Origin of the sequence: uncultured Cocleimonas sp. (assembly GCF_947495625.1) — a bacterium.
Classification (GTDB): domain Bacteria; phylum Pseudomonadota; class Gammaproteobacteria; order Thiotrichales; family Thiotrichaceae; genus Cocleimonas.
Genome location: NZ_CANLZW010000010.1, coordinates 36,257 through 60,499, shown reverse-complemented (window position 1 = coordinate 60,499; position 24,243 = coordinate 36,257). Strand labels below are relative to the sequence as shown.

Annotated in this window: 19 protein-coding genes; 11 read left to right on the top strand and 8 right to left on the bottom strand. The window is 40.5% G+C overall.

Annotated features, from left to right (window positions below; all coding sequences use genetic code 11):
* Window positions 1-234 precede the first annotated feature (234 nt).
* Genes Q1A31_RS07475 through Q1A31_RS07465 form a run of 3 tightly spaced genes read left to right on the top strand, consistent with a single transcriptional unit; the run spans window position 235 to window position 2,416 of the window.
* Window positions 235-1,146, top strand: a complete 912-nt coding sequence (locus Q1A31_RS07475) for a LysR family transcriptional regulator (RefSeq protein ID WP_299874579.1) — start codon at window positions 235-237, stop codon at window positions 1,144-1,146.
* A 46-nt stretch (window positions 1,147-1,192) separates the two neighbouring features.
* A complete protein-coding gene (locus Q1A31_RS07470; protein ID WP_299874577.1) occupies window positions 1,193-1,981 on the top strand; it encodes a hypothetical protein in 789 nt (262 codons plus the stop codon).
* Between the two features lie 39 nt (window positions 1,982-2,020).
* Window positions 2,021-2,416 (top strand): ACT domain-containing protein, encoded by a 396-nt coding sequence (locus tag Q1A31_RS07465; RefSeq protein WP_299874573.1) that lies wholly within the window; start codon window positions 2,021-2,023, stop codon window positions 2,414-2,416.
* A 105-nt stretch (window positions 2,417-2,521) separates the two neighbouring features.
* Here Q1A31_RS07465 and Q1A31_RS07460 read toward each other — a convergent pair whose 3' ends face one another.
* Window positions 2,522-7,876 carry an AAA family ATPase gene (locus Q1A31_RS07460; RefSeq protein ID WP_299874570.1) on the bottom strand — a complete coding sequence of 1,785 codons (5,355 nt, stop codon included), beginning with the start codon at window positions 7,874-7,876 and terminating at the stop codon, window positions 2,522-2,524.
* A 58-nt stretch (window positions 7,877-7,934) separates the two neighbouring features.
* On the bottom strand, window positions 7,935-9,509 hold the full coding sequence (locus Q1A31_RS07455) for a hypothetical protein (RefSeq protein ID WP_299874567.1): 1,575 nt from the start codon (window positions 9,507-9,509) through the stop codon (window positions 7,935-7,937).
* Window positions 9,510-9,806: 297 nt separating this feature from the next.
* Here Q1A31_RS07455 and Q1A31_RS07450 point away from each other — a divergent pair, with 297 nt between their 5' ends.
* Window positions 9,807-9,950 carry a hypothetical protein gene (locus Q1A31_RS07450; protein WP_299874564.1) on the top strand — a complete coding sequence of 48 codons (144 nt, stop codon included), beginning with the start codon at window positions 9,807-9,809 and terminating at the stop codon, window positions 9,948-9,950.
* A 40-nt stretch (window positions 9,951-9,990) separates the two neighbouring features.
* On the opposite strand, the gene Q1A31_RS07445 is transcribed toward Q1A31_RS07450, so the two are convergent.
* Window positions 9,991-10,878 carry a ParB/RepB/Spo0J family partition protein gene (locus Q1A31_RS07445; protein ID WP_299874561.1) on the bottom strand — a complete coding sequence of 296 codons (888 nt, stop codon included), beginning with the start codon at window positions 10,876-10,878 and terminating at the stop codon, window positions 9,991-9,993.
* A gap of 116 nt (window positions 10,879-10,994) precedes the next feature.
* On the opposite strand from Q1A31_RS07445, the gene Q1A31_RS07440 reads away from it, so the two are divergent.
* The 3 genes from Q1A31_RS07440 (at window position 10,995) to Q1A31_RS07430 (ending at window position 13,460) form a co-directional block, all read left to right on the top strand.
* Window positions 10,995-11,567 (top strand): hypothetical protein, encoded by a 573-nt coding sequence (locus tag Q1A31_RS07440; RefSeq protein WP_299874559.1) that lies wholly within the window; start codon window positions 10,995-10,997, stop codon window positions 11,565-11,567.
* 52 nt (window positions 11,568-11,619) lie between these two features.
* Window positions 11,620-11,925: a DUF1330 domain-containing protein gene (locus tag Q1A31_RS07435; RefSeq protein WP_299874556.1), complete on the top strand. Its 306-nt coding sequence runs from the start codon at window positions 11,620-11,622 to the stop codon at window positions 11,923-11,925.
* 164 nt (window positions 11,926-12,089) lie between these two features.
* Window positions 12,090-13,460 carry a ferredoxin reductase family protein gene (locus Q1A31_RS07430; protein ID WP_299874553.1) on the top strand — a complete coding sequence of 457 codons (1,371 nt, stop codon included), beginning with the start codon at window positions 12,090-12,092 and terminating at the stop codon, window positions 13,458-13,460.
* 160 nt (window positions 13,461-13,620) lie between these two features.
* Here Q1A31_RS07430 and Q1A31_RS07425 read toward each other — a convergent pair whose 3' ends face one another.
* Entirely contained in the window at window positions 13,621-14,526 is a 906-nt protein-coding gene (locus Q1A31_RS07425) for a homocysteine S-methyltransferase family protein (protein ID WP_299874550.1), read from the bottom strand.
* A 1-nt stretch (window position 14,527) separates the two neighbouring features.
* A complete protein-coding gene (locus Q1A31_RS07420; protein WP_299874547.1) occupies window positions 14,528-16,366 on the bottom strand; it encodes an ankyrin repeat domain-containing protein in 1,839 nt (612 codons plus the stop codon).
* Between the two features lie 183 nt (window positions 16,367-16,549).
* Here Q1A31_RS07420 and Q1A31_RS07415 point away from each other — a divergent pair, with 183 nt between their 5' ends.
* Window positions 16,550-17,017 (top strand): hypothetical protein, encoded by a 468-nt coding sequence (locus tag Q1A31_RS07415; RefSeq protein ID WP_299874545.1) that lies wholly within the window; start codon window positions 16,550-16,552, stop codon window positions 17,015-17,017.
* Here the strand turns inward: Q1A31_RS07415 and Q1A31_RS07410 are convergent.
* From Q1A31_RS07410 to Q1A31_RS07400, 3 genes are all read right to left on the bottom strand, one after another.
* Window positions 17,014-18,483, bottom strand: a complete 1,470-nt coding sequence (locus Q1A31_RS07410; RefSeq protein WP_299874542.1) for an aldehyde dehydrogenase family protein — start codon at window positions 18,481-18,483, stop codon at window positions 17,014-17,016. The genes Q1A31_RS07415 and Q1A31_RS07410 overlap by 4 nt on opposite strands.
* 106 nt (window positions 18,484-18,589) lie before the next feature.
* Window positions 18,590-19,804, bottom strand: a complete 1,215-nt coding sequence (locus Q1A31_RS07405; RefSeq protein WP_299874539.1) for an aromatic ring-hydroxylating dioxygenase subunit alpha — start codon at window positions 19,802-19,804, stop codon at window positions 18,590-18,592.
* 203 nt (window positions 19,805-20,007) lie between these two features.
* Window positions 20,008-20,913, bottom strand: coding sequence for a LysR substrate-binding domain-containing protein (locus Q1A31_RS07400; protein WP_299874536.1), 906 nt, complete (start codon window positions 20,911-20,913; stop codon window positions 20,008-20,010).
* A 181-nt stretch (window positions 20,914-21,094) separates the two neighbouring features.
* On the opposite strand from Q1A31_RS07400, the gene Q1A31_RS07395 reads away from it, so the two are divergent.
* The 3 genes from Q1A31_RS07395 (at window position 21,095) to Q1A31_RS07385 (ending at window position 24,119) form a co-directional block, all read left to right on the top strand.
* Window positions 21,095-22,045: a PDR/VanB family oxidoreductase gene (locus Q1A31_RS07395; protein WP_299874533.1), complete on the top strand. Its 951-nt coding sequence runs from the start codon at window positions 21,095-21,097 to the stop codon at window positions 22,043-22,045.
* Between the two features lie 147 nt (window positions 22,046-22,192).
* Window positions 22,193-23,089, top strand: a complete 897-nt coding sequence (locus Q1A31_RS07390; RefSeq protein ID WP_299874530.1) for an alpha/beta fold hydrolase — start codon at window positions 22,193-22,195, stop codon at window positions 23,087-23,089.
* A gap of 94 nt (window positions 23,090-23,183) precedes the next feature.
* The gene (locus tag Q1A31_RS07385) at window positions 23,184-24,119 is read left to right on the top strand and encodes an AraC family transcriptional regulator (protein WP_299874527.1); all 936 of its coding nucleotides are present in this window, start codon (window positions 23,184-23,186) and stop codon (window positions 24,117-24,119) included.
* Window positions 24,120-24,243 lie beyond the last annotated feature (124 nt).

Here is a 24,243-nt window from a genome sequence, read left to right as displayed (position 1 = left end):
CTGTTTAATGCGTGTGTCTAATGTATTTATAGATGGTTATTTGTATATCGATTTTGTCATTCAGAACCAGATAGATGATGCGCCACGCCAGCTAATTCGCGCAACTCAGAATTACTAAACTTTGGCATAGAAAAACTAGCCCTAATATATTTCATATTATTGCTTTACATATCTGCAACATAAGCTACTTTCCATATAACAATACGCTATAAACATTTCATGAGGGTTTAGACCTTGCCAGTTTCACCGCCCCGACCGAAAGGTCCACCGCTGAATGCATTACGCGCTTTTGAAGCAGCTGCACGTTTGGGTGGATTCAATAACGCCGCAGAAGAATTGTGTGTGACATCGGGCGCGATTTCGCAGCATATAAAAACACTGGAAGATTGGGCTGGCGCGAAGTTGTTTGAACGCCGCTCTCAAGGTGTGGTGCTTACTGATGTAGGTGCAGAAGTCATCGCAGATTTCACTAGCGCGTTTGATGCCTTGGGTGACGCAGTTAGATTGTTACGCACTAAAACGACCGTCACTACGATTAATATCGCAGCTTTACCGAGCATTGCACAACTGTGGTTATCGCCGCGTTTACCTGCGATTCGTCGTGCGTTTCCACATATCAATATCTCGATTACTGCTTTGGAAACCCCACCTAATTTAAACCGGGAAATGTTTGATATCAGTTTGTTTTTTGAAGCGGCTAATACAGACAACAACGCTAACAACATCAATGACATCAATAACAACAAGCAAATCATTCTCGAAGAAGATACCATCCTTCCTGTTTGCTCACCTGAAATAGCGAAACGTTTAAAAACACCGGCTGACCTACTCAATGAAACCTGTTTGTATGATGTGCTATGGCCAGATGACTGGACTAACTGGCTTAACAAAGCAGCGCCAGATCTGACAATCCCCAAAAACGGACCAAGTTACTCGCTATTTAGTATTGCAGCAGAAGAAACAAAGAACGGTGCGGGGATATTAATGGGGCATCTATCATTGCTGGAAGCGCCGTTGAAAAATGGTGACCTGGTAGCACCTTTCAAACAAACCGTGAAGACTGACAAACCATTGATTCTGAAATTTGCAGGCGATAAAAACGTATCAAATAATCTTAGGCATGTAATCGATAGTCTTACGGGTTAAAATAGTACTCACCCCCCTACTTTAAGGCCTTTTTTACTCCATATTTATGACCGACAATCATCAAGCAATCAAACCAGTAGGCAAGTACTCAGAAGATATCGATTGGGATATTATCTACCGCACTTTTCACAACCCTAAAGATATTGCAGAACGCATTGCGTTTGAGCTTACAGATCATCAAGCTCCTGTTATTTTCTGTGGATTTCCGGAAACCGCAGCCTACTTGGCGACTGCAAGCGAACTACAATTTGTTGATAAATCTGCAGTCGTTACACAACGTACAGAAGAACGCTACCCTGATATTCACAGCGTGACACAAGGTGATATCAGTTCAATTCTAAAAGACACGCTCACCAGAAATGTCGTTATCAGCTGTCGTCTCTCTGCATTCTGGCAAACCGAACAAGACTTCGAAGCACTCGCTAACGCGATTCTGGCCCATCCAAGAGATCAGATTATTATCGACTTTTTCGATCGTGAAGCAGTATTTGAAGGCATGCATATCTACTATCATGCAGAAGCGCCTGACACTGATAAAAACAATTCTCAGGAAGAAAAACAACAGTCAGGGGATTGGGATTTCAAACAGTTTGATGACAGCCAGAGCAACAATCCATCATTTCAAATAGCCAATATTGATGTGAGTTATTTTATCGATAATAATAGCAATCATAAAAACGATATAAATTTTTCTTACGAAACGCGTCGCGCATTCTTTACCAAAATGGCTATTTTAAACTGGTGCACTAAAACATTTCCCAATTACGAAACAACACTCGCAACAGGCCTATTGGAAGGCGATCCAAGTTTTCTGGTTAACCTCAAACAGCCTTAAAACCTACTTGGTTAATATTAGTAATATAAGGAAAATACCATGACAGGAATCGTCGAAATCGAAGAACTATTAAAATCTATGTCGCCAGAAATCAGAGGGGGTGAATATGCATTTTGTACCGTCGGAGGCGAACTCGCAGACTATGTTCATTTAAACCCACTGGCGACCTATATCGAAGCAGAAGGTTTAACGCTTATTCTCGCTGTAGAAACTGCAGAAAAAGCCAATATCCCCTATGAAGGGAAATACAAACAGATCACTTTAACGGTGCATTCCAGCCTTGAAGCAGTTGGTTTAACAGCAGCCGTTGCAGCTAAACTAACCGCTTATAATATAAGTGCGAATGTAGTCGCGGCTTTTTACCATGACCATATCTTTGTGCAATCAGAAAAGGCTGATGAAGCTATAACAGCATTAAAAGAATTAGCTAAATAGCACGATAAAATATTTTTCAAATGATAAAAAATGATAAAAAATGATAAAAAATGATAAAAATAACGTTTCACAAATTCTAAAAGCGTTATTTTTATAAATTCGCTTTTAATGAATTTTCCCGGGTTTTTCTATTCCATCCCAGTCAAATCCAATAGATATTCGTGATTTACAGCGTTCAGCATAATGGTAACTGACTTGATCCTCAGGGCATTTTTTAATTAATTCCATGAATAACTTGTGAGCCTGTTGCCAGTCTCCTTGTGTATATGAATTAAGCGCCTGTTTAAATTCTTCCTGAGTTGACTGAATTTTTTCTTGAATGCTGTCGGGGTAAAGGTCCAACAATTCATAGATTCGTATTATTTCTGATCTACCCTCCAACTCCACTTGTCCTAACGGTCTTAAGGCAAATCGGTCGGGCGCAATCAATCGATCATAAGTTGTCTGGCTAATTATCGCTGTAGTCCCGTAAAAGGTTGTAAGTCCTTCTATTCTTGATGACGCATTCACACTGTCTCCGATAACACCACACTGAATATGATCGACATCTCCTATCATACCCAGTGTAACGAGGCCGCTGTGTATGCCGATTCCAAAGTCCAGTTTTGGAAAGTCACCCCGATCACGGTTATATCCCATCAACCCTCTGGACATAGTAATAGCCCCGTGTAGCGAATTGTCTGCATCGCCTGGAAAGACTGCTAGTACCGCATCACCCATATAATTTCCAACAAACCCATTATGTGCAAGAATACTTGGCTGAATATGGGACAGATATCGATTGATCATATCTATGGTTTTCTTCGCGCCAATTTCCAGCGATATGGATGTGAAAGATCGAAGGTCAACGAATACAATATTCATATCACGTTCAATCGCTTCATTAAGGTTCACGTCAACAATACTTTTGTAACCTAGGCTTGTGATAATTTCTTCTGGCACAAAGCGCCTATTAGCGTCATTCAATTCTTTTTGTTGTTCAAGCGCTTTTTGCATACCGCTATATAGTTTCGCGTTTTCTAGTGCGATACCTGCCTGAGCTGCCAAGGCTTCTATCATCTGAACCCTGTGTTTATTAAACGCCCCCCTGGCAACACTGTTTTCTAAATAGATTAAACCAATCATTCGGCCTTGTATCTTGATAGTAGATGCCAATACGGCGCGCACTTGCTCATTTTTAAAATAAGGATCATTAGCGAGACGATCATCGTTTTGTGCATCATTGACTACCACCATCCTGCTAGTGCGCATCGCATAATCAATGATTGGACGCGCTACTTGATGAAAATCTTCCAATGCCACACGAGGGTTCACCCATTCACCATCAAAACGTGTATCAATTTCAACCATCGGTTTTTCTGCATTATTCATTATGATCAATACACCACGGTCTGCACTCGCCGACTGTATCAGTGACGTCATTAATTTTTTGAGTAGTGTTTCCCGATTAATCTCACTTGATATAGCACCCATAGCTCTTAATAAGCTATGCAAGTCATGACTATCAAAGCTATAAGAACTCTCCAGGCTTGACCCCGCTAGCTTATTCACATCAGATGTTTTTAGGCTATTAAAAGGAGCAGCGCTGGTCAAAGCTACAGCGCCCCATTCCTTAAAATGCGTATCCGCATTTATGTTCATCAAATCAGCCTGTGATTTACTTCCTGCGCTAAACAATATTTCTCCCAGACGCTTTGCCGCCAGCGCCTGGTACATCTTTCCTTCATACGTTGCCTGCTCATAGGCCTTATGAAGCTCCATAACTGTATCGGCTGTTTTTCCCCGAACCAATAACTCCTCTGCCTTTAATAATGACAGACGGTGATCAAGATTAACTGGGGAGAATTTTGCCCATTTCCTGATTCTGGTTGTTTGCTTTCTGGCTATTTTAAGCCACTTTTTATGAGACTGAATGGCAAACATTCGATAAGCATTTAACGCTCGAAAAAAGGCTAAACCGGGGATAAGAACCTGTGCAACTATTTTATCCTCATTCGCTGCCGCAATTTCAAAACGGCTAGCAGCACGCTCATATCGTTCTGCATAAAAATCCAGTATTCCGGCAGCGATCTGGCTGATTGCAATCTGTACCCCATTCTTACTCTGCTCAAACTCTGGCAGCTTTTCTTCAAGATTGAACCACTCGCCACTTAAATCTTCAGCAAGTTGTGGCGCGCGTAATAATTCATAAAGCTGCACCCAGGCGAGAAAAGAATATTTCACATGGTGCTTATTACTCTTGAGCAAATACTGTACTGCTTGTTTGTATTTCTGATCTGCATCCAGTGAGTTTCCAGCAAAAAACTCTGTGTACAACAAAACGCCGATACAATACACCGCGCTCTCTTCATCTCCGGCGTCTTTATTCAATCCCCAGTCATTATACAAGTAGCCACAAACATCTTTCAGTGGGTCCTTCCAGTGTTTGATGAAACAATTCACCACAAAACGACCTCTGGACTCATCCACACCGCCATATCGTTTACCGATATTCATAGCGAGATTACCAAACCTATAACCCATATCAATACGCCCTAGGACGCCACAAAGTATCAGTGCCCATACGGCAAAACCATAAGAAGAGGAAGCCGTTAAGCCATATTTTATCGAACAGCGAGTAGATATAATGCCAATCAATGGGAGTAAATTGGGTTCAGAAAAATAGGCAGCTGAGGATGCCTGTGTTAATACATTGACAGCCTCTATCATCTCCTTGTTGGACATGTCCGGAAGATTTTCAAATACTGCGGGATCTCGACCACGCTGGGCAATAAGCACTTTGCTTACACCAGATAAAACATGTCCAAGATTGGGTTTCCTTGGGGTATTCATTCCAAGAGATTTAACTACCTGTATAGTCATGTCTACAGCATCATCGTATTTCAATTCTGTTGAAAGTAGACGAATTCTTAAACCCTGAGTACGTGCAGCATCAATTGCTGATGTGACATTATCCAGAATCAGGCTAGAAATATTTTCAAATTCAGATTTTTTCTCAAGTGCAAAAGCACATTCTGCACTCAGCATATATATGCCTAAGGTTAATCGATAATCCGTTTTCCATGAATTTTCTGGCAGAAGTTCAACAGCAACTTTTAATTGAGTCCGTGCTGCGCTAAAAGCTAAGCGCTGATAAGCATTTCTTCCTGCGACCAGGCCAAGATGCGCATAGGTTTTTCTTTTCGTTTCGTCTTGTTCTACCTGAACACAATAAGCGAGATGACTAAACACGTTTACAGCACGTGAATGTAGCTCTTCTTCTGAAAGGTTTTTTAACAACAACTCACCAATCATCATATGGCGTTTTATTCGCCGAGCATCATCAAGACGATCATGAACTTTTTCATGCACTTGGTCATGCTGAAAGCGAAATTTCGGAGTAGAAATTGATTCTATTTCATCTTTATCAACACCACTGTCAAAATCTTTATTAGTATTTTTATCAACATTGGATTCTTTTAGTGAGTCAAGCACCCACTGCACAGACGTTAATGGAACTACTAAACCGTTCTCCACTGCAGGAGCCATTTGTTGTGCAACTAATTCAGGAGATATTTCATGAACGCTAGAAAGTGTATGTAAATCAAATTCGTTGCCCACACACGAAGCTGTATCCAATATATCTAAACACGTTGTCGGTAATTCTGCCAACCTGTAAGTGAGAAGTTCCGCTACATTATCGGGTATTGCCTGATTATTAAGCGCTTGTAAATCCCATTCCCATAGGTTTTTTTCACGATTAAACTTAAAAAAATCACGCTCATACAATGCCTGTAAAAATTCTCGTACGAAAAAAATATTTCCAGTAGCCACTTTGTGTAGATAACCACCCAAGGCACTCACTTTAGTCACTTTGCTATGAAGCGTCTCCGACAGCATTGTAGAAATATTTAGCTCTGACAGTGCTCCTATTTCAATCTCATGACTAACCACCGCAGATGCTTTAAATGCTGACATCATTTCTATTACTGGATGCCCTACACCGACCTCATTGGCACGATAACCAAACACAAACATCAGATAGTTTAACTCTGGACGAATAGCCAAAGCGTGAAGTAAATTATAAGAGGCAATATCTGCCCATTGCAGGTCATCAATAAAAACCACTAAAGGCGTTTCAGCTGTTGCAAATACGCTTATAAAACGCGCAACCACGCCATGAAATCGTCTTGCTGCATCTCGATGTGGTACCTCCTCATAGTCAGGTTGTGGTCCAATAATTATCTCTAACTCGGGCAACACATCCGTCAACAATCTACCCTGGGCACCCAATGCATCTTGTAAAGAACTTTTAATCAGCAGAAGTTTATCTTCAGGTTCAGATAACAACTTCTTTACCATCAATCGTGCTACCTGAATCAACGCCAAATAGGGTTGTTCAAGTTGAAACTGATCAAACTTTCCTGATGCATAAAACCCGTTATTATTGAGAATATGTTTTTGCAGAGCATTAACTAATGAGGTTTTACCCACCCCACTAATACCTGTGACGGAAACCAGAGTTCGCTTACCAAGGCAACAGGAACCAAAAGCATCTACCAATCGCTCAAACTCCACTTCTCGTCCATATAATTTATCCGGAATTCTAAAATGCGAAGGCACATCATTTTGCGCAATTTGAAATTGTCGTACAGTACCCGTTCGCTGAATTTCAGAAGAACATTTTTCTAGATCCCTTACTAATCCAATAGCACTCACATATCTGTCTTCCGGATTTTTTTCGAGTAATCTGGATACAATTTGAGAAAAGACATCAGGTAAATCTGGCCTTATTTGCTTTAACTCCTTGGGAGCATGTGCGATATGAGCATAGGCCAAAGCACCTTTATCCAAAACTATAAAAGGCAGTTCGCCACTAGCTAACTGAAACAGCGTTATACCCAGACTATATAGGTCTGAACGATCGTCTATATGACTTTCAATGCGTCCACAACGTTCGGGTGGTGCATATGCAAGCATCTCTTCTAGCCTTACTGAGGTAGTAATAGGATTTGCATTGCGGCCAAAATGTGTCGCTTCTTCAAGATTCGAAAAACGAACATTTTGTGATTCCAAATCAATGATCACATTGGCCGGTTTAACACCATTGTGAAGAATATTAGAAGCATGCAGTTTGCTGAGTTTTTTGGCTAAACCCAGAGAAATTTCTATTAATGACTCTAATCTAAAGCCGTTTGTAGGAATTGCGGATTCTAGAATTTGACCATAATAACTTTCAAGAATTAAAACGGGAGTATTCTCATTATCAAGAAACTCAAGATGATCGACAACAACGTCGTCCTCTATCTTATTTGCCAGCTTAAATGAGCGCCGATAAGCAGCGCCCCTGGAAGCATCCAGCCCTTCTGCTGTGGGGACTTTAATTCTTACCGAAGCCCCGGATTCAGTTTTACCTTTGAATATTATTTCATGACCAGTTTTCGAAATTATTTCACCAACTTGATATCCTGGTAATTCCACGTTAACCCTTGCCTATCATTTTTATATATTTGGGAATCTTCAGTACAAACATTGGCAATTAATACTGAATACTTTGTGGAATCGTGTTTTTATAAGAAACACAAGGCGCATTTTCACCACACTCTTCCTTGTTACGTGCAATTAATGGCATTAATTTACAGCCTGCTGTTTTATCAACATTCCGCAGATCAATATGAAATTGTTTGACTGCTAGTTGTAATTCAGCAGAGGTGAATGCATAAAGCGTTTCAGCTAGTGACGGTTTGATCACACTAGGCTCAAAAAACATATTCTGACAGATTGACGCTCTCGCCATATCATCACCCGTAAACAAGTTACCTTCAATAGTGGGGGAATCTTGTGAAGACTGTGGCGGTGGAATTCTTATACGTAAGCATTTTTCAACCACTTCAACATCATAGGCAAAACTATAATGGTCTCCGCCGTGTGAAACGCTGGTGTCCCACATAAAGACTGCTATTGCTGCAGCAAATACATCTCGATCATGAATTTCATGTTCAGATGGAAAACCAAGTACATGGGTGTGATTGTAACGCGCCCAACGCGTTCGGTAATCTGTCAGGCTGTTATCTTTTAAGATGTGATCCGCGATCTTTTGGGCAAATGGCAAAAATGCCGAATTGTAATAATCTGCTAGCCAGCGCCCATAGTCGGAGTCAAAACTATATTCGGCCATCGCCGGATCAGAATAATACATTGATGGTTTCATGTAATTAAATGCAGGGTATCCGTTGGTATATTGCTCATCGGATAGTCCTGTATAACCTGCACCAAATAACAGCTTAAGGTTATAGGCATTACCCGTCAAAGGATCAAATCGTGTTCCCTGAGCATTGTTATTGACTACAGATTCAGCACTTTCAAGAACCGCATTATCCAATGCTAGCGAGTAAGCAGTATGAGGATGCAGAGCCTGAAACAATGGATGAGCAATCGCAACAGAGGATTTCGTTATCGCATTCACCGCATCCATAGGAAAATGCAATGAGGGATGAACTACAAACAACACATGATAGGCGGCCCCCTGTAATACATATATTTTACCAATCATCCAGGCTGGATCTTTAGGAAGAATATAGACTTGATTGACTTTAATGCAGATAGATTCACGCGAACCATCACTTTTTTCACCAAGGTATAAAACCGTCGCGGCACAATATGTATTGTCGATGGGTTCAACCTTATCCATCGCGGTAAAATCATATTTCCATAGTTTTTCATAGTTTCCACAATCGCTAACATGTTTGATTAGCTCCTTGTGTTCGTTTTCAACTAATGGTTTTAAAAAGCGTGTATACACTGAATCAAACATGATTTTGTTAAAGCGCACATCATCTGGACCTGCCCATTTTTCAACCGAAACGGCATACATAGCCGCCACAGGTGGAAACGCCACACGTGCAGTTAGGTAGCGCTCGCCAATGGTTGCATTGAACATCAATGTTTCAATAGGTGGGATGTTTAATACTTCATCTGCACAAAGCAAAGGATGGGATGGTGAAGGTTGTGGCCAAGGGCCTTTACGAGCATATAAAAATTGATCAGGTAAGGCTTTTTGCTTACCCTGAGTTCTTTTACCCTCGTTCGTTGGATGAACCGGTTTATTTGGCATTATATCCTCGCAATTTAAATTTATATGGTAATCAAGCACCCTTGTTATTATTTATTTTTGAGGTGATTACATACTAAAGGATTTTATGGCCGTATTAAAGGGGGTTGATAAGCACTTTCAACGTGGAAAACTTGAAGAAGATTAATAGTACCCTCTTCTAAACCCTTAAATATTGATGATTATCTTGATTGCACCCATGAATTCGAATGTTTGGGTGGAGCTGTAGAGCTCTGGATTATTTCAGGAAACCGATCAAATCTATCTGATTGATTCCCTGAAATACCAGAGTCAAGCTACGTGGAAATCACCCAACTACTCGCTGATACTGACATTGATATCATCTGTGAAGCTTTAGAAGAATCAGCAACGGAAAAGGTGATGTTTGAAATGCTTTGGAGATTTATCTTGATCAACATTCCAGAGATAAAAAACACCCTATAAGTAGGGGGGTGTGAATTTATCCACTTCTCTAGTGAGTTGTTTAATCCTCTTCGAGCATCTTAAAGTAATTCACCAGATTATCTTTCAGTTGAAACAACTCTTTGTTGATTTGCTCTTTCTCTGGTCCATCGTATTTCAAACCTTCTACCAAAATTCGTGATAGGTTTTTATTCACGCGTTTGATGGGGCTTTTGAGCAATGTGTATTCTTTCGGTAATGGCACGAAGTTTTCGTTTTCCTGAATAGCTGCTTCAATACCGCCCTGCTTTACCGCTTTGATTATCTGCTTTGCTTCTTTCACGGTTTTATCCGCGATTAAAGGTAAGACTTTTTCTTGCAGCTCTTTATTTAACTGGATAATTTCATTCGTCTGGCTGGCATTTAATTCACCCTGACTGCGCGCTTTTTTTACCGAATCTGCTGCCAGCTCATCGCGTTTGATGGCACTTTTAATCACTGATTTTGATAAGCCGGTCTTTTCTGAAGTAATCGCCGCAAAAGAATCGTTATCAACTTTTTCCTGTTCTTTTTCTTTAAGTTTATTCTCAGGATTTAATGATTCATTAGAGACATCAATTTTGATCGCATTCGGATTTAACTGTTCGTAAATCTCACGGCCTCGATTCAAACATTTCTCTAATTCTAATCGATTCAATGGCTCACGTACCAGGTTTTCATCGATAGAAATTAATTCCTGTTGTAATAAATCACGATCTACCACATGCACATCGACTTCTTTCCAGCCCAATTCTGTGACCGCCTGAAAGCGTCGAGAACCTGCTAGTAACTCGTTATCTTTATTAATCGTGAGTGGATTGATTAGGCCGATGCTTTCGATGCTCTTTTTTAAGGTATCAACGTCTGTTCCGTGACGCAAATATTCACTATTTCTTTTTATATCAGATAGTTGACGAGTATCGAGTTCCATTTTGGACTTTCCTTATTTTTTTGAGATGCGTATTTTAAGTAATTAAGAGTTGATTAGATAGCATTGCTTTTCAAAAAAAGAATAAGCCCAAATGAATCAAGGAGTAACACATCTAAATGATTATATTCCCCGTAATTAATCCCATTATCGCTAACTATATTAATCTGGAATACTTGATGAACATGAAAAACACTCTACTAATCGGCACCCTCAGCGGCTTTATCGTTGGCGTTCTGTTTATCTACATACAACCCCTTTTTGGAATGTCGCCACTGACTGGTCGACACGCAGCCGCTTACACGAAACTTAGCGACATAGGACCTTCAACAGCGCTTGTGATTGCATGGGTAGCACATTTATTGGTATCTGTTGGTTATGGTATTGCCACTGGTTTAGCGCTGCACTTTAGTAACATTATTAGCAATACAACTAGCAAAAAATTACTCACATTCGCTTTACAGATATTTGCTTTGGGTTGGTTTACAACAGTTATCGCAGGTCCTGCTAATCAGTTAATCGTTAGATTAATCACCAGCAACGGTATCCCATCACTGGCTGGTTTGCCTCCGTTAAACTTTAACTTCGATGCAAAACTCGTACTGCATTTGATATTCTTTGTTGTTATCGGTTTGTTTTTATTAGGCTATAGTCGTATCAATAACGTTAAAAACATCAGTCAGGCAGCTTAAGTAAATATTGTTTATACGTTTTCTGCTCAACCAAAATTTCAAGGATCTACTTATGCAAGAAGCTTATATCATCGGCAATATCACCGTTAAAGATGAAATTAAATGGGCGGAATATAAAAGCAAGGTTCCTGAAACGCTAGCTCCCTGGGAAGGCACACTTGTCTTCCGAGGTGAAAAGCTTACTGATTTTACAATCGATGGTTATAGCAATAAAACACACACAGATAACGTCATCATCAAATTTCCCAACCAACAAGCGTTAGATAGCTGGATTCAATCTGATGCGTATCAAGCCTTAGTACCAAATCGTGAACTGGCTGCAGATATAGATTTGGTGAGTTATCAGTCGATGAGTTGATATTTCCTATTAGATTAAAGTGGCTGTAAAAAATGCCTATAAGTAGGGGGGTGACTTTCTTTTTACAGAAACTATCGACTAAGTGAGTGAGGTTGAGAATATGATTCGTAAGCCTAAATAACAAACGTCTGCAAAAATATTCTAAAAGAGTTATTTTATATAACATGAGCAATAAAAAGCATTCACCACAAACAACTAAACTAGATGGATTAAATCCACAACTATTGCTTGTTCTTTATCTACTCGTGTCTGCTTTACCTCTTTTGTTGGCATATTTTCAACACAAGCCATTTCGTGAATTCCCAAATGAATTTGCATCTGCTTTTGGTCTGATCGGTTTCACCTGGATGTTAATGAGCTTTTTACTTTCCGGACGTTTTCGTACCATTTCAGGAAAGATCGGAATAGATAAAACGATGCGTATGCATCAATTAATGGCGATTGTGTTAACCGGATTAATCCTGCTACACCCCTATTTTTACACATTGCCTATTAACAAAGAATTGCCTTGGGATGCAACGGGTCAGCTCTCCCTTAACCTTCCTCTTTCTGCATTTATCACGGGGATGTTTGCCTGGGTATTTCTACCTGTATTCGTTGTGCTAGCGTTGTTTAGAGATCAACTTCCTTATCGCTATGAATCGTGGCGCGGTTTACATGGTTTGGCGGCACTGGTGTTGGTAGCCGCCAGTTTGCATCATGTACTCGTAGCAGGTCGTTATAGTGAAGCCGTTATGCTGAAAGTTTTCTGGTTTGGTTTAATCGCAATAGCATCACTAACGTTAATTCGTACGTACCTAATACTCCCAATGCTACAAAAAAAGCGTTTATATAATGTCGTGAGTGTTACACCTGCATCTCTGAAAACCTGGCATATTACGATTGAAGCGGATAGTCAGAACAACCATCCTTTTCACTTTAAAGCGGGACAGTTTGCCTGGCTAAAATTACAAAAAGATCCAATCAATCTAACCGAGCATCCATTCTCGATTAGCTCAGCTCCTTCTGATCTTCCGCAAATTCGTTTTACGATTAAAGAATCAGGTGATTTCACTCGAAATATCGGCAATATTATCAAAGGCCAAAATGCTTATCTTGATGGCCCACACGGCTATTTCATTATCGATGATCAGAAGTTCGACGGAATCGTTATGCTGGCCGGTGGCATAGGTGTCGCACCGATGATGAGTATCATCAGGCAAATGACTCACGATAAAGATAAACGACCAGTGAAGCTCTTATATGGCAATCGTATCGAAAGCCAGATTGCCTTTAAAGATGAACTGCAGGAAGCATCCAATAAATTAAATCTGGATGTAAATTATGTACTCTCAGACCCTCCGCAGGATTGGAAAGGTTCTACTGGTTTTCTGGATGAAGCTGTCATAAAAGGATCGCTGGATATGCCAAACCCAGAGAACTGGTTATACCTGCTCTGCGGACCACCCGTGATGCTTGATTCAGCCGTTGAAATACTTAGGTCGGCAGGCATTCCCAAACAACAGATTATATTTGAGAAGTTTTCGTACCTTTAAAAAAAGCCCTTCGCGAAGCATAAATTCTATTTACGTTTTAATAAAACTAAAACGTAATATCATTCAAAGTTGGGAGGTGACCTTATCAAAGCGTTAACAAAGCTCTAACAAAGCAAGGTTAACAAACAAAAATTGAAGATGATCACCGAATAGTAATTAGCTATACAGAATAACCTTCTTCAGCTAAACGTTTAGCCATAACAGCAATATGCTCTGGCCCTACTTCACAGCATCCGCCAATAATCTCTACGCCTTGCTTTGCCCATTCTAAGGCAAATTCTGCATAAGCTTCGGGACCAAGATCAGAACGAGATTCCAGAGATGTAACAACGCCTCCGGGTTTTAAGCTATCGATTGAGGTAAATCCGTTGGCGTAAGCACCAATAGGACCTTTCCCTGTATCAAGAATTGGCAAAGCTGCTGTTATAAATTCTGGTTTACTACAATTGAGAAACTTTGCGTCAGCACCATTTTCATCCAGCATTGCTACTGCATCACTAAGCTTTTCGCCACTTCGCAATAAACCGAGATCATTATCCTGAATGGTCAAAGACACCCAAACCGGTAAACCACTTTTCTTAGCAGCAATCAAAGCTGCTTTAGCTTCTGCGATAGACGATAAGGTTTCACATAAAAACATATCTACATGCGGTGCTTGAACGGCCACTATTTTACCGTAACTAACCAGCATATCTTCATAATCAGGCGCAACTTCAGCGTGATAACTTGCCACTAAAGGTGGTAAACATCCCGCTATTTTCACACCCGGAATTGCTGCTATGTCCCAGGCACTCGTGGCGGCGTTAATGGCAGCCAATTGTAAAGCCTCAAAATCTTCAATAATGCCATCTCTAGCGAGTCTTTCCGGGGTCATAGTATAGGCATTCAAAACAATAACTCGTGCTCCAGCCCGGATAAAATCGATATGTAGATCACGAACGATTTCAGGCTCATCAATCATCACCTGCGTTGACCAAAGTGGCGTCACTTCCCCTTTGCTACGCTTGAGTAATTCCTGACCCATGCCGCCATCTAATACTGTGATTTTTTGTTTATTTGTTATCATTTTATTTCAATAATTCCTTCAATTCATCGCTGGCGGTCTTTTTATCTTTGATTCTTTGATAGGCTGTTTTTCCGGTTTTATCTTTAATGGATTTATCAGCACCTAATGACAGCAATAGCTTTGATTTACTCAATGCATCTTTCATCCCGTGACTGGCTGCATTCATCAGAGGTGTTTCATCGTCTTCATCCTGTGCGTTTACGTCAGCGCCTAACTTAAGCAATTCTTTTATAAACCTTTCATTGTTTTTGGCAATGGATAATGATGACATGCCATATTTACAGACTACATTCATATCGGCTTTTAATGCAGCTAGTTTCTGGATGCCAATAACATCACCATATTTGGCGGCATCGAAAACAGGTGTGCAGCCATCATCAATACGGTTGATATCCAACGTTTTTAGGTTATCGAGATTAACTTTCATCTTTTTAGCTAGATCGTTACCCGTTTTACCGTCGTCATTCTTAATGCTTGCATCAGCACCTTCTTGCATTAATAGACCAATGAGATACTTGTTATACACTTTAAATGCCGCATGCAAAGGCGTGTTTCCTTCCGCACCTTTGGCATTTATATCAAGCCCTTTACCGAGTAAAAAACGAATAATATTAGGATTTTCACCAAGCGTTGCAGCAAGCAGAAGATTGCTCTCATCATTCGCTTTATGTTGTAGATTGGCCCCTTTATCTACGAGCATTAGAAAGAAATCTTCATCACCTTTAGCAGCCGCAATGAATATAGGACTCATACCATCTTTGGCTGTGAGGTTAACGTCTGAGCCTGTTTCTACATACTGCTTAATCTTTACCAAGTTACCTTTGAAGATCGCTTTTTTATAATCTTCAACGCCCATCACGATCCCGAAATCTTCCGGCTTACCCACTATCTCAAAGTTTTTGGCGTAGAGCTTACAACTGGCTTTTAGTTTCTTCTTTTTTACGTTCGCCTGACACTTTTTTAAGGCTTCTTCGTTAGCTAATTCTGGTGAGAAGGCACCTTCTGCACGACCACAGGCTTGCTTACCTTGCTTATCATTCGCAAGATAAAACGCTTGATGTTGGCTACCGCGTAAATAGTATTTAAACTGAAACAAACACGGCCCTTCATTCACAATTTCTCTGGCTTGATTAAGATAGCGAGTATATTCCTCACTGCTCAGGTACTTATCCGATTTAGGGGTAATGTTGATACCAAAATCACTTGCACTGAGAAGAATTTCTTTGTTTGTTGAATAGACTTTACAGTCACTTTTTGGCGCATTCTTACCACGTTTCGCTTTGTTTCTTTTACACGCTGTGAGCGCGCTTTGTTTAACCGTCTGTAAATTACCGCCGAAGCTTTTACCGCAGGCATACTTCCCATCAGCATCCAGGCTGTAGGTAAAAACACGATGCTCTATATCTTTCAGAAACGTTTCATAAAACGCGAGACAGTTACCGAGTATCAGTGTTTTTGCTTCAGCCATTAAAGCTGCTTTCTGTTCTTTGCTCAGTGGTGTTTTATCTGCTGGCGTAATCAGTGAGTAGTTACCCTCTTTCACTATATACTCATCATCCGCATCAACCACAAAACATTCCGCATTTAATTGATGTTTTGCACACGACTTAAGCGCTTCTTTTTTAGCCGTATCCACATCTTTACTACCGTGGTGCCACTGACATCTATCCTTACCTGTTTCCTCCTCTCTCGCATAAACAAATGCCTTATGCTTTTTTAACTTTTTATATTTGGTTTGATAAGCGTCAAGACAGTGTTTCGCCATAATGTTTTCAGGCGCAGGAGCCGCCAAGCTTAAAGCAGGAAATAATAGAATTAATACAATAAGTTTCTTAAGCATATTTATAATCAGACTGATGAATTTTGTGAGAACGTAACTTATGGCAGATGCTTTTCCAGATCAAGTATTAATGAAAAATATGCCTTAAAGGTGGGGGGTGACTATTAAGACTCGAAAAAGACTATCAATAAGAGGTTTAGTCGATTACCTTTGCAGTACTTAAACATAATCCATGACGAACAAATGAAAGATAACCCTTTTCAACCACCCGAATCGAACCTTTTTAATAAAGACGACAATGAATTTAAGCGTTCAATATGGTGGAAGATCTACTTCTTTGTTTTTACTTCACTTTACATTTTAAGCTCATCTTCGTTAATCCTTGAACCAAAAGCAGGCATCGCTGAAATTCTTGATCTTGTTAATTTAATTGCTGCAACGGTAGGACTCTATGGCTTTGTTTTTTTTAAGCCAATTTATAAACCTGATTTCTGGTTTACTGTTTTAATATTAAGCGTGTTTTATGGTTTCTTCTATTTCTACATCACTGATATAGATTTAAGAGCAGACATGACTGATTCGGATTATTATTTTAATATTGGCATTGGATGGTTCATCTCAATGCCTTCGCTATATGCACTCTACTCGTACAGTAGAGCGACTAATCCGATATGGAACAAGTTATCCAACAAGAAATTTAAAGCCTTCTAACTAACGCGAATGGCTACATTCTTAGTATTCACATAACTATACAAAGCTTCTTGTCCTTTTTCACGACCAAAGCCTGACATTTTTACGCCACCAAATGGAGTTTCGATGCCACCTGCATACCATTCATTGACAAATACCTGACCGGCTTTTAACGCACGAGTAGCCCGCATGGTTCTGGATAAATTATTGGTGAAAACACCTGCGACCAAACCAAAGTCGGTTGCGTTGGCGAGCTCATAGGCTTGTTCTTCACTATCAAATGGAGTGATAACAATCACTGGGCCGAAGACTTCTTCCTGAAAGATATTCATATCGGGTGTAACATCTGCAAATACGGTTGGCTCGATATAGAAACCATCGCGATCGGCTAATGCTTTACCGCCTGTGACGAGTCGAGCGCCCTGCTCTACTGCTGTATCGCACATTTCCAATATTTGTTGGCGTTGGTCTTCTGAGATCACGGGTGTGAGCTCTACCTGTTCACCCGAGTTTGGTTTGACCGATTGCGCGAGTGCTGATACTTCTTCAATCAGCTCTTCATAGATGTCTCGCTCTACTAAGATACGCGACATGGCAGAACAGACTTGTCCTGCATTAAAGAAAACCCCCCAGGCGACGCTATCAATAAATTGTTTTCTATCGGCATCGTTGAAAACTACCGCTGCTGATTTTCCGCCAAGTTCCATAATACAAGGAGTAGCATTATCAGCCGCACCTTTTAGAATATGTTTTCCTGTTGGCACTGAGCCGGTGAATACGACTTGGTCAACCTTAGGGTGTGCTACCAATGCTGCACCAACTTCGGAGCCGACACCACAAAGGATACTTAACGCACCATCTGGTAAATCTGCTTGTTGGCAAGCAGTTGCAAGCATGGTTATCGCTAATGGGGTGATTTCTGGTGACTTAACGATAACTGCATTACCTGCCGCTAAAGCGGGTGCGAGTGAACGCGCACAGATATCGACGGGGAAATTCCATGGTACGATTTGGGCGGAAACTCCAACAGCTTCGTAAATGGTGTAATCGATGTAATCATCGCCTAAGGGAATTGATTTGCCTTCGATCTTATCTGCCATACCTGCGTAATATTCAAAGTATCGCGCAGCGGTATCGAATTCGGTTTTCGCATCGGCGAGTGATTTACCGTTTTCTTTGACGAGAAGCTTGGCGCCTTCTTCGGTGATCTCACGAATATTTTCAGCAATACGTAATAGTAGCGCCACTCTTGTTGCGGGTCTGTCTTTGGTGAGTTCACCAGAATCTGCGCACGCTCGGGCAATATCTACTGCTTTATTCACATCATCAATGGTTGCGCATGCAACTGTCGCAAATACGTTCCCCGTTGCTGGGTCAGTGACTTCTAATGACGTTTCAGAATCCTTCCAGGCACCACCGATGTAATTTTTCCAGTGTGTTTGGATAGCAGTTAGCTCAGTCATTTTTTGCGGTGTCGCTTGGGTCATTTCTGTTTTTAAACCTTTATTAAATTGTTCTTAAGACTTTATTGGAACTTTATTAAACCTTCATTAGAACATTATAAAACGTTACTAAAGCACTATTAGATAAAGACTAAACTCCGGCTACTGCCACTTCTTGTTCTCGACTTGCTTTTAATGTTTTCGCCACCCAGGTATGAAAGCGGTGTGTTGGCCCATCATGCGCGGGGGAGAATTTTCCACCATCGAAAAACTGTCCATGACGGCTTTCTTGCATTCCTTCAACTACTTGAATGTCTTCGCTGAATACTTGCTTCCAAAGCCCTGCATTACGCTCGAAAATAGTATCATTCTCTGGCATATCTTTAGGATCACTTGGGTAGTAAAGGTGTGTATATTCTACCGTTACTTGAGGCCCTAATGGCTGTAATAACATAGTAAAGAAGTGATCGCGATGGATACCCAAAATCACATTAGGGAACAAAGTAACATACTCCGCGCCTTCATCCCATTTACTGCTTAGGTCGCTGAATTCAGGCAACGTCTTACCATCATCACTTTTTAACCTTTGATAAACCGTTGTCCCTTGACCACTATAGCCTTCAGCTTCATCGATATTGTAATGGTCTTCGATGCGTGAATAGCTGTTTAAATCTGGATGTATAAATGGCAGATGATAAGACTCGCTGTAATTTTCAACAGCGAGCTTCCAATTGCATTTAAGCTCCATTGTAAAAGATGATGTATCACCACCATGATAGATTGGCTGATCAAACTCTTTCCAGCGCTCTAGTAGATCACCTGCATACTCTTCAAATTCTGGTGCATCACCTGAGACATTTACAAAGATGATGTCTTTCCACACATGTGAACGAATCGCAAATAGACCGAGATCTTCATTTTTAATGCTCTCGTGGGTATTTTCGCCCACTCCACCGACATGGGGTGTCGCGCGCAAATCACCTTTAGTGCCGTAACACCAACCATGGTAAGGACAACTGATTACACCGCGAATTTTAGTAGGCTCTTTGACTAGAATCATACCGCGATGTCGACACGTATTCTGGAACACGCCAATTGAACCATCGCGATCACGAATGATTAATAACGGCATACCAAAGAAGTCTACTGGCTTTGCATCACCGGCATTTGGAATGCTATTTCCGACATCCAGTCCTGCCCAGTTGTTAAAGATTAATTGTTGTTTTTCTTCTTCATACACTTCATTAGACGTGTAATGTTCGTTAGGTAATCCTCGCGCTTCTTCAATTGGTTTAAGAACATCATCAATATTGGTTAAAGATGCTTTTTTAATGAAAGCGACTGCGTGAGTAGTTGAATTAGACATAGAATTTTACCTATAGAACATATTTCTAGAATATCTCGATAACGTAACGAAAATTTAACGAGACTGTAACGAGCATATCCGACCAGCTTACTCCCGAAATCTTGTATTCATCAATGTAAAAAATTTCAATTTTAGTTGAGTTGAATTCAACTCAGACCACCTAATAAATATTAGAAACTCGCAAAAAGACGACTAAGTCCATTTTATTTTTGAATGTTATTTTCTAATAAGCATTCTCGAACATGGAGCACATTCTCATCGAGCCTATCTACGCGTGCAGATACAAGGTAAAAGTCCATAGGTGCGGGAATGCAATGATCACCAAAAGGAACAAGCGTTCCTCTGTTTAACATAGGAGCTAATAGGTTCTTCCAACCAAGCACCACACCCGCATCTTCACTCGCCGTTTGCAGGGCAATCATATAATTATTCATCTCAATGGTATTTGAGATTTTATCGGTATATCCCATCGACTCAAACCAGCTAAACCATGTGGTCCACCGATCATCCGGGGCTTTTAAATGAATCAAAGGCAGGGTCGCTAATGTTTCAATACTTGTATCTTTATGTTCTTCCAGAAAGGCTGGGCTGCATACTGGAATCAACTCATCTCTGAATAAGACCTCAGCAGACAGGCTCGGGTTATTCTTCTGTCGAAAGCCATAAACGATTCGTAAATCAGGTGTCTCATCAAATGGGTTTTGGATATCACTGACGTGTTGGTTAACAGAAATATCACCGGAAGTTTTCCAAAATTGCGTAAGCCTAGGAGTCAACCACAATGAGGAGAAAGCCGTGGTAGCAGAGATAGTGACTATCGGTCTTTTATCGGCGTTTCTTATATCGTTTAAGGTCGAGGAGATATCCATGAAAGACTGCTGTAACACTGAAAACAGCTTTTTTCCTTCACGGGTAATTTCAACACCACGATGCTGCCGATTAAATAACACCACACCAAGATCCTGTTCCAAACTTTTAATCTGATGGCTCACTGCGCCAGGTGTAACACCCAATTCCCTAGCCGCATTCTTAAAACTACCATTACGTGCAGAGGTTTCAAATGCAGCTAAAGTATTAAGTGAGGGTAATTTATAGTGTCGTCTGGCCATGATATGTTTTTCTAATTCTAGGTTACGTTTTGTATTTGATGATTTTGAAAATGTTGAAGATATTAATGTGTAGCTATAGTTTAGTTGAAACTATCTAAACTATAAGATCTATTTTAACCTTGTTGAATATTACAATTACTGTTAATTTGCAAAGTTGCATCAGTCTTACCGAGGAATAACCATGTCATCTAAAAAAACGTGTACTGTCTTAAAAATAGAAAAGCTCAGTGACGATACCTCAAGTTTCGAATTTAAGATCGACCAAGGTATATTTGAATCGGTAGAACCTGGCGCGCATTTAGACGTTTATTTAGAAAACGACTTAATCAAACAATACTCTCTATGGAATTGGTCGGAAGATCATAAACGTGTTTCTGTAGCAGTAAAACGGGAAGATGATGGTGCAGGCGGATCAAAAGCCATGCATCAACTTAAAGAAGGTCAGAAGGTAGAACTTGATGGCCCGAGAAATCACTTCAAACTGATTCCTAATGCACCCCATTACACATTAGTGGCAGGTGGCATTGGTGTGACACCTATCTTTTCAATGGTGAATGCATTACAAAAACACGGGGCGAGTTTTGATGTTTATTACCTTGTTCAAAATAGAAAATTAGCCGCCTTTGCTGCACATTTAGATGCACTGAATCTGGGTGACAATTATCATCTGCATACAGACGAAGAGAGCGGCTATATCAACTTTAAACAGCTCCTTAATGAATCCCCAAAAGACAGCCTAATCTATGCCTGTGGCCCAGAGCCAATGCTCAATGCGTTAATGAAAGCGAATCAAGAGCAAGCTAAAGAACATGAACTTCATTATGAAAAATTCAGCGCCTCTAGCGATAAACAAGAACTGGAAAGCACCAGCTTCCAAGTAAAGATTAATTCAACCGGAGTCATTTATGAGATAAGCGCAGATGATTCCATATTAGGCGTGCTTACAGACGACGGTATCGATATCCCATCAGCCTGCACTTCAGGTGTTTGCGGAACATGTATCACCGATGTACTTGAAGGCGATATCGACCACCGCGATGAAATACTCTCGGATGAAGAAAAAACCAGCAATGAATATATGTGCGTGTGTGTGTCGCGTGCCAAATCTGGGATGATTGTTTTGGATTTATAGATTTCTGTGGCTTACCATAAGCCTAGAGCGGTGCACCATAATTGAGTCTGCTTACATCTTGACAAGTATTTCTTGTAAACTCACCCCCCTACTTATGGGCACTTTTTTCATCGGGTAATAGTTTATCTATCTATTAAAAACAACATTATGACTACATACAAAGATATCTGGTACACCAGTGAAGACGGTTTGCGTTTATATGCACGCGATTATTCCACTGCGCTTGATAAAAACCCAAACGCAAAAACCATTCTCTGCATGCATGGACTCACCAGAAACTCGGCTGATTTTGAAGATATTTGCAATGAACTCGCTGATGATTATCGCTTAATTGTGGTTGATCAAAGAGGACGTGGCTTGTCTGACTACGACCCTGACCCGAGTAACTACAATCCCTTGGTTTACGTTCAGGACATGTTCCAATTATTGGCAAAGTTAAAACTTTCATCCGTGATTTTATTCGGAACATCAATGGGAGGAATCATGGCGATGATGATGGCGGCGATGAAGCCAGACATGATAAATGCGATGATCATCAATGACGTTGGCCCTGAGATTGCAGAGAAAGGACTCAATCGCTTAAAGAAGTATGTCGGTAAATCTGCACCTGTCACGAACTGGGATGAAGCGCTTAAACGAACCGCTGAAATTAATGGCGTAGCGTTTCCTGATGCCACCGAAGACGACTGGTTCAAGTTTGCCAAACGCTTATACCGCGAAGATGACAGTGGACGTCCTGTACTCTTATATGATCCTAATATTGCGATACTTTTAGCCGCTACAGATGAAGATCAAAGCGATGCAACAAAGAGTGCTGCACCCGATCTCTGGCCAGTCTATGAACAGATTCTGGATAAACCGATGCTGCTTATTCGTGGCGAGCTTTCAGATATTATTGATATTGAATGCGTACAAAGAATGCAACAGATGAAACCAGATCTTGAGGTATTGGAAATACTCAATGTAGGACATGCTCCATTGCTAAGTGAAGTGGAAGTTGCTCCTGCTATATTGGACTTTTTGGGAGATAAACTTCTGAAATAAAGTCACCCCCCTACTTTTAAGCGATTTTCTTATTTCTATGTTTGAAATGACCAAAAGAACTTATGCTTCGCGATGTGTTATTTTATAGCTAACCATGAAAAAGAATAAAGACATTCCATTACATTCTTTTAAAGACACTGTCGATAACGTTCAGAGTTCTCAAGGAAAACAGTTCGAATCCCTTGATCCTGAATTCCCGTTCGTAATGACAAGTTTTGGGGCTATGAATGAGTCTGCTCAGGCAGATTACCCTCATCGTCATGATTGTTATGAAGTTCTGTATATTAGTGAAGGTGAAGGAACCCATATCATTGATTTCGAACCCTATCCCGTTAAGCCGAATACGTTTTATTTTCTCTCCAAAGACCAGATTCATTTTTGGCAATTGAGTAAACCACTAAAGGGAAATGCCCTACTTTTTACTGAAGAATTTTTAGGCATTCCTTCTTCGAATATTATTAGGGCGCATGATTTCTCATTTTTCCACGATGTGGGTCAAGCTCCCTACCTTTCTATTGATAAGAAAGCATCTTCGATGGTAAATGGATTACTGGATGGAATTGAACAAGAGTTCCACAATGGGACTGAGCGAAGTCTTTCAGTATTGCGTGCTTATTTACACATACTACTCACACAACTTCAACGCTTGTATGATGCAAATCACCCAGAAGGACACACTCAGACAACATCGCCTATCGTACGTCAATTTTCACAACTGGTATCCGAACACTTTATTTCTGAACATTCTGTGAAATACTATGCCAACAGAATCGGGATTAGTACCAGCCATCTCACCGATACTGTCAAAGAAGTTACGGGGCAATCCCCGGGAACTATCATTCGTCAAAAACTTGCAGTGGAAGCTAAACGTTTACTTGTTCAAAGCAATGAAACCATCGCCGAAATCGGTTATCGCCTAAACTTTGAAGACTCTTCCTATTTTGGACGGTTTTTCAAACGTGAAACCGGCATTAGTCCTGCAACCTTCCGTCAGAACACACGAGAAAAATACCAGATTAACTCTAGGTAAGACCTACTGACTTAAGTCAAGGATCTCATTATTCAAACTGCTGATCCGCGAAAAGTACCAGAACTACCGTGTTCGGTCTCTATATAAACCCCTACATTACTTTCATCATGTACCTATAGCGTGA

What these genes read in the sequence shown, in the direction of transcription:
- Q1A31_RS07470 (WP_299874577.1), top strand. Translation starts at nt 1,193, where the DNA reads ATGACCGACAATCATCAAGCAATCAAACCAGTAGGCAAGTACTCAGAA.
- Q1A31_RS07465 (WP_299874573.1), top strand. Translation starts at nt 2,021, where the DNA reads ATGACAGGAATCGTCGAAATCGAAGAACTATTAAAATCTATGTCGCCA.
- Q1A31_RS07455 (WP_299874567.1), bottom strand. Translation starts at nt 9,509, where the DNA reads ATGCCAAATAAACCGGTTCATCCAACGAACGAGGGTAAAAGAACTCAG.
- Q1A31_RS07445 (WP_299874561.1), bottom strand. Translation starts at nt 10,878, where the DNA reads ATGGAACTCGATACTCGTCAACTATCTGATATAAAAAGAAATAGTGAA.
- Q1A31_RS07440 (WP_299874559.1), top strand. Translation starts at nt 10,995, where the DNA reads ATGATTATATTCCCCGTAATTAATCCCATTATCGCTAACTATATTAAT.
- Q1A31_RS07435 (WP_299874556.1), top strand. Translation starts at nt 11,620, where the DNA reads ATGCAAGAAGCTTATATCATCGGCAATATCACCGTTAAAGATGAAATT.
- Q1A31_RS07430 (WP_299874553.1), top strand. Translation starts at nt 12,090, where the DNA reads ATGAGCAATAAAAAGCATTCACCACAAACAACTAAACTAGATGGATTA.
- Q1A31_RS07425 (WP_299874550.1), bottom strand. Translation starts at nt 14,526, where the DNA reads ATGATAACAAATAAACAAAAAATCACAGTATTAGATGGCGGCATGGGT.
- Q1A31_RS07420 (WP_299874547.1), bottom strand. Translation starts at nt 16,366, where the DNA reads ATGCTTAAGAAACTTATTGTATTAATTCTATTATTTCCTGCTTTAAGC.
- Q1A31_RS07415 (WP_299874545.1), top strand. Translation starts at nt 16,550, where the DNA reads ATGAAAGATAACCCTTTTCAACCACCCGAATCGAACCTTTTTAATAAA.
- Q1A31_RS07410 (WP_299874542.1), bottom strand. Translation starts at nt 18,483, where the DNA reads ATGACCCAAGCGACACCGCAAAAAATGACTGAGCTAACTGCTATCCAA.
- Q1A31_RS07405 (WP_299874539.1), bottom strand. Translation starts at nt 19,804, where the DNA reads ATGTCTAATTCAACTACTCACGCAGTCGCTTTCATTAAAAAAGCATCT.
- Q1A31_RS07400 (WP_299874536.1), bottom strand. Translation starts at nt 20,913, where the DNA reads ATGGCCAGACGACACTATAAATTACCCTCACTTAATACTTTAGCTGCA.
- Q1A31_RS07395 (WP_299874533.1), top strand. Translation starts at nt 21,095, where the DNA reads ATGTCATCTAAAAAAACGTGTACTGTCTTAAAAATAGAAAAGCTCAGT.
- Q1A31_RS07390 (WP_299874530.1), top strand. Translation starts at nt 22,193, where the DNA reads ATGACTACATACAAAGATATCTGGTACACCAGTGAAGACGGTTTGCGT.
- Q1A31_RS07385 (WP_299874527.1), top strand. Translation starts at nt 23,184, where the DNA reads ATGAAAAAGAATAAAGACATTCCATTACATTCTTTTAAAGACACTGTC.